The organism is Vibrio paracholerae (assembly GCF_037672085.1).
Lineage (GTDB): Bacteria > Pseudomonadota > Gammaproteobacteria > Enterobacterales > Vibrionaceae > Vibrio > Vibrio cholerae.
Genome location: NZ_JBBHLM010000001.1, coordinates 695,426 through 706,207 on the forward strand (window position 1 = coordinate 695,426; position 10,782 = coordinate 706,207).

Here is a 10,782-nt window from a genome sequence, read left to right on the forward strand (position 1 = left end):
GCAGTTGAATAGCGGGTATTAATAGCTTGATGGACACGCAATCATGATAATGATAACTTTTCTCACAAATCCAACAAATAGCTGTTACTTATGCCCTACTACCGCATTCCCTTTAATTTGGATTTATTGGAAGAATCGATACAGACCAATGGCAATATCATTTTCAAACATGAACAGTGCGAATTTTCGTTACGTTGCAGTTTGCTTAATGATGATATGGTGCTGAGTCAATTTAGAGGACGATTTGAAATCCCCACTCAGCTCGATACTGCCGATAAAACCGAATACGACAGTGTGACTATTATGCTGAATTTAGGGAATGCGGTGTATTACCAGATTAATGGCCTTAACTGCGCGAAAATTCTTCCGGCCAATAGCATGGCACTTTGTTATTCTGATACTCGGCATGGGCTTTGTCGCTACCAACCTCAGGTTACTCAGTTGTTCGCGCTACAAGTACCGCGTTCTCTGTTACTTGAATATATCAATATTATGCAAATGGGTGGTGAGCTGAAACCCGCTTTAGAACATAGAGAGCCCTTTTTTCTGCTCAAACCCACCCCCAGTACGCTGCAATTTGTTGCCCTCAAACTTGCCGAACCACAGGGTCATAGCAGCGCCATCCAGCGACAGCTTTGTTATTCATTCATTAGTGATGCCGTTCGTTATCTGCTCGGCGGTGACACGGCTCATCCACAGAATGATGGTAATACGCATCTTGAACGTGCGATTGAAATTCTTGATAGCGAATACACACTCCCCCCAACGATTACTGAGCTCGCACGCCGAGTAGGCACCAATGAAACCTCTCTTAAACAAGGTTTTCGCAAGGAGCTCAATACCACAATTCATCAATATATTACCCAACAAAGAATGGCCAGAGCGGCTGAACTGCTCAACGGAGAAAACTATACCATCTCGCACATTGCGCATGAGGTGGGGTACTCCAATCATGGCCATTTTTCCGCGGCTTTTAAAAAAGAGTTTGGTTGTACACCTTCTACATTTTTAAGCCTACAGAGCTCAGGTCAGCCTAACGCACTTATCAAAAAAACCTCATAAAACGTCGCTTCACGCGCTTTTTATGCCTTATTCAGTTAGCCGGTTAAAAGCCCGATCGGCACTATGCAGTTAAAATGATCACCAAAGGAAACAGACTTAATGTCCAGGAACAACCTTACACTTTCACCACTGACTTTAGCCATGGCATTAACCACGTTCACTTCCAGCACTTTCGCTCGCGAAACCAGCTACGATGTGATGGTTATCGAATCAAGCAAGCAGTCGACTCTGTTGAACCGTATTGATAGTTCGGTGTTGGTCAAAACGGCGGAAGAGCTTGAGCGTGCAGGAGTCGATCAAGTCCAAGATTTGGAGAAAGTGTTCCCCGGGCTTTTGATCCAAACTCGCGGTAATCGTACTTATGCCAACACAACGATTCGCGGCATCAGTTCACCTGATTATTATTCCCCCACCGTTAGCGTCTATGTCGATGGTGTATTGCAAGATAGCGCCTTTTTAACTCAGCCACTGGTCAATGTTGAGCGCGTTGAACTGCTAAGAGGCCCACAAGGCACCTTATACGGTGGTAATGCTCAAGGTGGTATCATCAATATCATCACCAACAAGGCCATCGGACAAACTTCGGCGCTGGCCAGTGCGAGCTACAGTAATCTTAATGAACAACTGAATGGTTCGGCAGCTCTGTCACTGAATGACTCACTTTCTGCGGATATTGCGCTGCGCGCCATCAAAGACAACGGTAATATTAACCATCTCCCCACTCAGCGCAAAGATGCTAACGATAGCGAACAATTCAGTGGTTTAGCTCGCCTACACTATTTACCACACCACTCACCGTTCACGGCAACGTTGTCCATCGCTAATAGTCACTTGGATAGCCATGAAGAGTGGTATCTCACCCAAGCTGAATTTGACCAAAAAATGACGAGCCAAGCGATCCCTCAGCTCAAACGTATCGTTAATAGCTACGCGCTGCAAATGGGTTACGATTTAGGTGAGACTCAATTGACCAGTGTTACGGCTTATCAAAACCGTAACATCTACCGTCAGTTTATTGGTGGAACTTGGCAAGAAGACCAAAATACTCTTAGCCAAGAGCTACGCGCCAATACGCAAGTCAGCGATGCTTTATCTACCCTAATTGGCGCTTATTTTGAACAGCGCGACTTCGATGCAAAACTTGGCGTAGGCTCTCAAGCAACCAATCAGGTTGAAGCAACTCAATACGCTCTGTTTGGTCAAGCCATTTATGCGCTCAATGAACAGATTGATCTCACTTTAGGGCTGCGTGCCACTCACCTTTCGACTCGTGCGGATTACAGTGGTAATCCGTCTTGGATGATTGATGCTTACGCACAAAATAAATCAGAAAACACCCTATCCCCCAAAGCCGCTTTAGGTTGGCAAATCACACCGAACTCTAGAGTATTTACTTCTATATCAAGTGGTTATCGCCCAGGAGGCTTCAGTTTACAGCCACGCAGTAGCGGTGATAAAAATGGCTACAGCGCTGAGAAATCCCTCAATGGAGAGTTGGGCTGGCGTACTCGCTTAGCTAACAATATGGTTGACCTGAGTGGGGCTCTGTATTGGATAAAAACGGATGATATTCAACTCTATACTGGGAATCCTGGTAGCCAAGTGCTGCGCAATTTAGGGGAAGCGCAAAGCCAAGGCTTAGAGCTGCAGCTCGCTTTCTATCCCACAGATGATTTAACCCTGAATCTAGGCGGCACTTTCGGTGAGTCAAGCTTCAAATCGGGGAATCACGATATTGAGGGGAACACACTACCGTACGCACCTAAAACCACACTGGTGGCGGGGATAGACTACGTATTACCACAAGCTTGGTTTAATGGTGCAGTATCCCTTTCCTCGAATGCTCGCTATACCTCAAGCGTCTTTTTCAATGAAACAAATACCTTGTCGCAAGCGGGTTATACCTTAGTCGACTTAGCCATTCAGTACCAAGTAAACCCACACCTCTCGATGCGCCTGTTTAGCAATAATGTGACCGACCAAGATTACAAAACCTATTCGTACCCAATTCCAAACTCCAGCGTCGCCTTGAGTAACTATGGGGTCGGCCGTGAAGTCGGACTCAATATCAAACTTGAGTGGTAATAGGATGAGTTTTCAAACAGCCAAACATTCTACGCTGAGCAAAGCTTCTTTACTCAGTCTGTTAGCGGGGGTTTATACCACCCAAAGCCTGATTGGTATGTTTACACTGCAGGGTCTCCCTGCAGTGCTACGTTCAGAAGGCGTCTCTACCTCTCAAATTGGTCTTTTTTACTTAGCCATGCTGCCGTGGGCGCTGAAATTTCTTTGGGCACCGTATGTGGAGAGCATTCGACAACAGGGCATTACTTTGACTCGTCACGCTTACCTGATTGGCTTGGCGCAAACAGGTATGCTGCTGGTTTTGGGAGCCTTCTCATTTAACGCCGTGATCAGTGACCAAACGCTGTTATTTGTTGGTGTACTCACGTTGGCTTTACTTTCAACCTTTGCTGATATCACCACGGATGGCTTAGCGGTTGATGTGTTACCTGCCGATCAAAGACGCTTTGGCAATGTGATGCAAGTGGGTGGGGCTTATCTGGGCGCCGTGTTTGGTGGCGGCTTATTCATTTACCTGACTGCCAGTGTCAGTTGGCAAAATGCCATTCTGCTACTGATGGCATTGCTCCTTTTCATGTCGCTACCGACCGCCCGCCTATTTGGCAAGTCCAAGACATCACAACCACTTCATCCTACGCATCGTCCTTCACTCAAATCGGCACTGACCAATCCTAAGGTGACGCTAGGTTTAGGATTGGTGGCACTCTGCCAATTAGGTACTCGCGGTGTGCAATCGATGATGATGCCTTTTTTGTACGATCACGGCGTTGAGCTTGAAGCGCTTGGTTTATTGGTGGCTGGTGGCGGCATTATCACTGCATTTATCGGGATTGGGCTAAGTGGTTGGTTGATGAAAAAAGTGAGCGCCATCAGCATGGTACTCGTTTGCCTTGCGTTAGAAGCCTTACTGTATGCCGGATTTACTTTCTATTCCTATTCAGCACAGATTACGCCACTCACCTACGGCCTAGAGGGGCTGTATGTATTAAACACAGTGTTGGTTGCCGCCAAATTTGTTGCACTCTACACCCTAATGATGGACTGGTCCTATGGTGATCAAGCGGGGGTTGATTTCTCTCTGTTCCAATCCATGGATATGCTGATCGCAATGCTAATGGCGATGCTGTGTGGCTGGATCATTGCTCAGTTTGGTTACCAAGTTCATTACCTGCTGACATTCAGCGTTACTCTCTGTGCCCTACTCACACTCTATCAATTTCACGCCTACCAGCTAAGGCTAGGCAATAAGGATATTTGCCATGTCTCTTAACACGCTTAATTTCTAAACTTCGCTCGCGGTAACGCGGGCTATTCCATCCACTTTCTGCATGATGGCACGGTTCATCAGGCGGGAGCGTTTTGCCTAAAATTTGCCGGGGTATGATGTCTTATGTCAGAACAACACCTGATTTTATCCACTTTTCGAGAGGCCATTTGCCAATCATTAGGCCTCTCCATTGACACGATCAGTACAACAGACAATCTGTTTGAGTTGGGGGTCGATTCGATGTTGATGATGCGCATGGTAAATCAATGTCGCAGAGCCGGATGTAAACTCACTCTAAAAGAGATATACCAGAATCCAACATTGGCACAAATTGGTGAGCTTATTCAAAGCAAGCTTGCTGGTAATCTCACAGGTAATGCTGACGCGGTCAGTGAACAACGCCAACCTGACTTGCTACCCACCATGAAAGAGGGCATACCCTTTGCCATGACCCCGGTACAACTGGCTTATTATGTCGGCCGTGATCCACAGCAAGCCTTAGGTGGCAATGGTTGTCATCTGTATCAGGAGTTTAATGGTCTCGGCCTTGAAATCTCCGCGCTTGAACAGGCACTGAATCAATTACGTCTGCGCCATCCCATGCTCTGTGTGCATTTCCACAATGATGGAACTCAATGCTGGAAAGCGCCTAACGCTCCATACCATATTACGGTGCACGACTTACGCCATTTAACCGATGATGACGCTGAACAAGCCATGCTCACACTTCGTGAACAATTGAGCCATCAAGTGTTGGATGTAGAACATGGGCAAACCTTCGATTTTCAAATTGCCTTACTCACTCATGAGCGGCAGCGTCTGTATGTCAGCATTGATCTGCTGGTAATGGATGCTTCCAGCTTTAGCTTGTTCTTCAATGAACTCTCGCTACTCTTGCAAAACCAAACCTTGCCTACTCATACTTCCGATTATGACTTTTGCAGTTATTTGCAGCAGGAACAACAAGAGTTTGCGGCGCAAAAGAAGGCGGCTAATGATTTTTGGCAAACGCAATCGCCTCTGCTGCCGCCTGCGCCCAACTTACCCTTAGTGCAGGACCCATCCTTAGTTAAAAAACCAACTTTCCATCGGCGTAAACATTGGTTAAATCCAACTCAGTGGCAACAACTGCAAACGCTCTGTGCCGCCAATCAAGTCACACCGACCATGACTCTTGCCACTTTGTTTGCCGCAGTATTGTCACGTTGGAGTGGGCAAAGCCAGTTGTTGCTCAATCTAACCTTATTTGACTGTCACCCATTTAACCAGCATGTCCAGCAGATGCTCGCGGACTTTACTAACATTCTGCTCTTACCGACCGAGATTAACCAAGCCAGTCTGGCTGAGCTTTGCCAAACCCAGCAACAACGTTTTGCTGAGATTTATGAACACCGTTTTGTGTCTGGCGTTGAGGTGTTGCGTGAGTTAAAACGCCATGGTAGCAATCCTTACGGAGCTCCTATCGTATTCACCAGTAATCTTAACCATTCACTATTTGGTGATGATACCCATAGCCCACTAGGTGAACTCGGTTGGGGAATTTCACAAACTCCACAAGTGTGGCTCGATTTTGTCGCGTTTAAGCAAGGTGACGGTGTTGCACTGCAATGGGATGGGGTGGATGAACTGTTTGCACAAGGTCTACTGGATACGCTGTTTAGCGCCTTTATTCAGTTGGTTGAGCATACACTACAAGGACAAGCAGCATGGCGGTCACCCCTACCAGACTTGCTTCCGACCAGCCAACGCCAAATCCGGGCTGAACGTAATCAGACCTCTAGTGAGCCGCCTCAGGGTTTACTGCATCAGCGAATTTTTGAGCAAGCGCAAGCCAACCCAAGCAACACCGCCCTTATCACTGCGGAACAAATCCTAAGTTATAACGATCTGGTAAGCCAAGCCAAACGGCTAGCCCAGACACTGCTCAACGCTGGAATGCAAAGTGGTGAGCATGTCGCCATCAGTATGGAAAAAGGGGTTGGACAAATCGTTGCCGTTTTGGCTATTTTGCACGCCGGTGGTGTTTATGTCCCTATTGCCCCTAATCAGCCTCTTAGCCGTCGTCAAGCGATTGAAGAGAGTGCTAATGTACGCATTGTGCTGCGCTGTGAGACCTGCGCGCAAAAGTTTGCATGGAGCTCTGCCACTCACATTGATTGGCAAACCCATGGCGATATTGCTCTTGAGACATCGCCATACTCACGTCAACCCGAGCAAGCGGCTTATATTATCTACACTTCCGGCTCAACCGGGACACCGAAAGGGGTGGTAGTCTCCCACCAATCTGCGCTCAATACTTGTCTTGATATCAACCAACGTCATCGTGTTTGCCATACCGATCGAATATTCGCCGTTGCTGCACTGCATTTTGACCTCTCGGTTTATGACATTTTCGGCGTGTTATCGGCCGGCGGAGCCTTAGTGCTACCTAAAGAGCAGCAAACTCGTGATCCTATGGCTTGGAATTCACTGGTCACGCAGCATAGTGTCACGCTTTGGAATAGTGTGCCTGCGCTGTTCGACATGTTCCTCACTTTTTGCGAGGGGATGAAATTCAACACACCGCAACAACTGAGAACAGTGATGCTCTCTGGTGATTGGATTGATCTCTCGCTACCCGGCCGCTACCGCTCTTTCCGTCCGCTCGGTACCTTCAGTGCCATGGGCGGCGCAACGGAGGCGGCGATTTGGTCAAACGAATATCTGGTTAATCACGTTGAACCGCACTGGCGATCCATCCCTTATGGCTACCCATTGACCAATCAAGCTTATCGAGTGGTGGATGAGGCTGGCCGAGACTGCCCAGATTGGGTGCAAGGTGAACTTTGGATTGGGGGTCTTGGGGTTGCTCAAGGTTACTGGAATGATGAACCGCGAACAGCAACACAATTTGTTCATGCTGTTTGTCCAGATAGCCATCAAATCCAACGTTGGTATCGTACAGGAGATATGGGCTGTTATTGGCCTGACGGTACTCTTGAGTTCCTTGGCCGCAAGGATAACCAAGTCAAAGTGGGGGGGCATCGCATTGAGCTAGGAGAGATTGATGCAGCCTTGAATCGTATTCAAGGTGTGCGTCATGGCATCACTCTGGCCACTGAGCTCGCCGGCAGCCGAGATAAACAACTGGAATGTGTGGTGGTGCTCGAAGGAACCACGCTCTGCTCGCAATTAAAATCCGACCCACGGCTGCCACAAGATTATGCAACGCTTTTCGAAATGCAGCCTAATACCGACATTGAGGACACCGGTTCTCAGGTTGCGGATTTCTTATCTTGGCATTTACTACAGACGCTGCCTAATAGCCTGCAAGCTCAACCTTTAGCCAAACTCGCCCAATCTTATGGTGTCTGTGCACCCTATTTAGAACTCTTTAAGCAGTGGTGGCAACTGCTGTGCTCTAGAGGTTACGCCACCACCGAGCAACAAGGCGCTGAACACTACTATCAACTCGTTTCTCAATCTAGTGCACAACCAAAGACCAGCGCACTTTGCACAAATTTTTCTCAAGTCAGCCCACTGCTGCAACAAATCATCACCGGCCAAGCAGACCCTTCTGTGATACTGGAGACAGATCTTGCGCCTGAGGTGATGCTCTTCAAAACGCCAGCGTTTCAAGCCTTGCTGTCAAACACAATCAAGGCGATATCGAGCTTGGCAGAGCAACTGTGCAGACCAATCGTCTTGATTGAAACCGAAGCGCGCAGTGGCTTGTTGGCACAGCATATCTGCTCTGCGCTCGGTCCTGAAAAGGTGCATTACTATGCCTTAGACTCTTCATTAAGCTTCACCCAACGTGCCGCACAACGTTTACAACGTTTTAGCCATGTCACAATCCAACATGGTTCACTGACTCATCTGGATACACTGGCTGGTCAAGCTGACGTAGTGCTACTGAATAATGTGTTGCACCGCCAAACCAACCCTATTGACTATTTGCAACACATCACCAGATTACTTAAGCCGGAAGGCATGCTGTTGGTCAATGAGATGGCAAGCTTACCTGAGGCCAGTTTGATCAGTGCTCAGGTTTTACAGCAGGCCCCGACTCTTTTATCGGCCCAACAGCTCGCTACCCACTTTGCGCTCGCCAAACTGCATGTACAACACAGTCTGTTGGCGGCAGAGCAACGCCTTTATGTGCTCAGAAATCAGCATGTCTTGCTCAGCCCGGATAGTAGCCAATTATCTGCCAAACTCAGTTCACTCATACCAGCTTATATGGTGCCTAAACGCTTTACCTTTGTTGAATCTCTGCCACTCACTACAAATGGCAAAGTCGATAGAAAAGCGTTAATGGAATCCACTCGTGATACCCACCGTCAGGAAGAACAATCTCAACCCATTCGGACCACCAAAGAGCAAATCGTCGCCCAAGTCTGGCAGGCGTTATTTCATCGATCGGACTTACAAGCCGACAGTGATTTCTTCCTGATCGGAGGGGATAGTTTACTGGCAACGCGTTGTATGGGGGAATTACGCAAACAGGGTTATCAAGCGGATTTAACCGCTCTGTTTAGCCATTCCACTTTGTCACAATTCGCCGCCAGCCTAATTGAAATGACGGCTGATGAATCAAGTCCACTTGCTCCTTTAATCGCACAGCCCAGCCGGCGCTTTCTGCCTTTCCCAATGACGGAAGTGCAGCAAGCCTATTGGGTTGGCCGTCAGTCTGGTTTTGCTCTTGGAGAAATAAGCTCTCAATTCTTTATTGAGTTTCGAGTTGAACAACTGGATGTTGAGCGCTTTAACCAAGCGATGAATCGCTTAATCCAGCGCCACGATATGCTCCGTGCCGTAGTGCGTGATCATCAACAGCAAGTTTTGATTCAGGTTCCTGCTTTTACGCTGACTTGTCATTTATTGGATGATATTGATGGTTTTCAAGCCAATGCCCTGCGTGATGCATTAGCCCATCAGGTAAAAAATAGTGCGCTATGGCCGCTGTTTACGGTTGAGGCGGTTAGCGCTTCCCACGGCGAGGCGCGGATTTTTGTCAATCTCGATAATATGATGCTCGATGGCTTGAGCATGCAGATCTTCTTTTCTGAGCTGCAAGCGCTCTACCACAATCCCGACCTTGCTTTACCAGAGCTTGCGATCACCTTTAGAGATTATGTTGAATGGCAGCAACAAGCGGTCACCGAGCAAACACGTGCAGCGGCGAAAAAATATTGGCTGCAGCGCTTGGCCGATCTACCTGCGCCCCCGGCTTTGCCTCTTCAAAGTGATCCAAACCAGATTCACAAGCCTAAGTTTATTCGTGCCGCAGGCTCACTGTCTCCACAAGAGTGGCAAGCTTTGAAAAAGCTGGCCGCCAGACACCAAGTCACACCATCGGCTCTCTTGATCAATGCATACGCCAGTGTCCTCTCCGCTTGGAGCGACCAGCAAGCACTCACCCTCAACCTCACTTTATTTGATAGACCTGATGTCCATCCAAATATTGGGCAGATCATGGGCGATTTCACCACCCTACTGCTGCTCGCATGGCATCCTGATCAGCATTGGCTCGCGAGCCTCCAGCGTCTACAACACCAGCTGGTCAACGATCTCAAACACAGCCAAGTTTCTGCGGTATGGGTGATGCGTGAATTGGCTCGTCAGCAGCAGCGTACCAGCGCCACTATGCCTGTGGTGTTTACCAGTGCCTTGGGCACTTCTGAGCGCGATTTCCTCTCTGATTCGGGTTGGCTTAAACCGGTAGGAGGTCTATCACAAACCCCTCAGGTATGGTTGGATCACCAAGTCTATGAGTCTTCAGGACAACTCTGCCTCAACTGGGATGCCGTCGGGGAATTATTGCCTCAGCCCTTACTGGAAAAGATGTTCAACCAGTACCTCACTCTGTTGCAAACGCTGGCGACTCAACCAGAGGCTTGGTCACGGCCATTAAACTTGCTGGTGCCCGCACCGCAAGGGGTAAGTCGATTGATTCCCAGCCCAAGCAAGCTTGACAACTACGCAGCGATCTTGCCCCCAGTCGGCGGCGACCCGGTAACCATTTTGACCATTCGCGAACAGTTTCAGCAGATTGTGAATGTACCGATCAGCGAAAGAGAAAACTTCTTTGATGCGGGGGCTAACTCTTTGCAACTGGTTCAACTACACGCCGCCTTACATTCACTGGCGATGCCGCTATCGGTTACCGACCTTTTTGCCTACCCCTCTCCAGCTTTACTCGCTGCTTGGTTATCGAAGGCGGAAAAGGTCGATAGCTCAAACGAAACATTGAAAAGTAGGCAACAAAGAATGAGCGATCGAAAAGCCAACCGTCGTCAACGAGCCACGTCATCCCCCCATATCGCTTGACGTGAACAGAATCTATCAAATGCACAACAGGGTGGCGAAACTGACCACCCTGCAAC

Annotated in this window: 4 protein-coding genes; all 4 read left to right on the plus strand. The window is 48.3% G+C overall.

The features are described from left to right. The first annotated feature begins 90 nt into the window (after nt 1–90). The 4 genes from R4537_RS03560 to R4537_RS03575 all read left to right on the plus strand — a co-directional run bounded on the left by R4537_RS03560 (nt 91) and on the right by R4537_RS03575 (nt 10,726). A complete protein-coding gene (locus R4537_RS03560) occupies nt 91–1,062 on the plus strand; it encodes a helix-turn-helix transcriptional regulator (RefSeq protein WP_001147209.1) in 972 nt (323 codons plus the stop codon). A 141-nt stretch (nt 1,063–1,203) separates the two neighbouring features. Then, nucleotides 1,204–3,147: a TonB-dependent receptor gene (locus tag R4537_RS03565; RefSeq protein WP_033932125.1), complete on the plus strand. Its 1,944-nt coding sequence runs from the start codon at nt 1,204–1,206 to the stop codon at nt 3,145–3,147. A 4-nt stretch (nt 3,148–3,151) separates the two neighbouring features. After that, on the plus strand, nt 3,152–4,417 hold the full coding sequence (locus R4537_RS03570) for an MFS transporter (RefSeq protein ID WP_000009951.1): 1,266 nt from the start codon (nt 3,152–3,154) through the stop codon (nt 4,415–4,417). Nucleotides 4,418–4,537: 120 nt separating this feature from the next. After that, a complete protein-coding gene (locus tag R4537_RS03575; RefSeq protein WP_071178781.1) occupies nt 4,538–10,726 on the plus strand; it encodes a non-ribosomal peptide synthetase in 6,189 nt (2,062 codons plus the stop codon). The last annotated feature ends 56 nt before the right edge of the window (nt 10,727–10,782 follow it).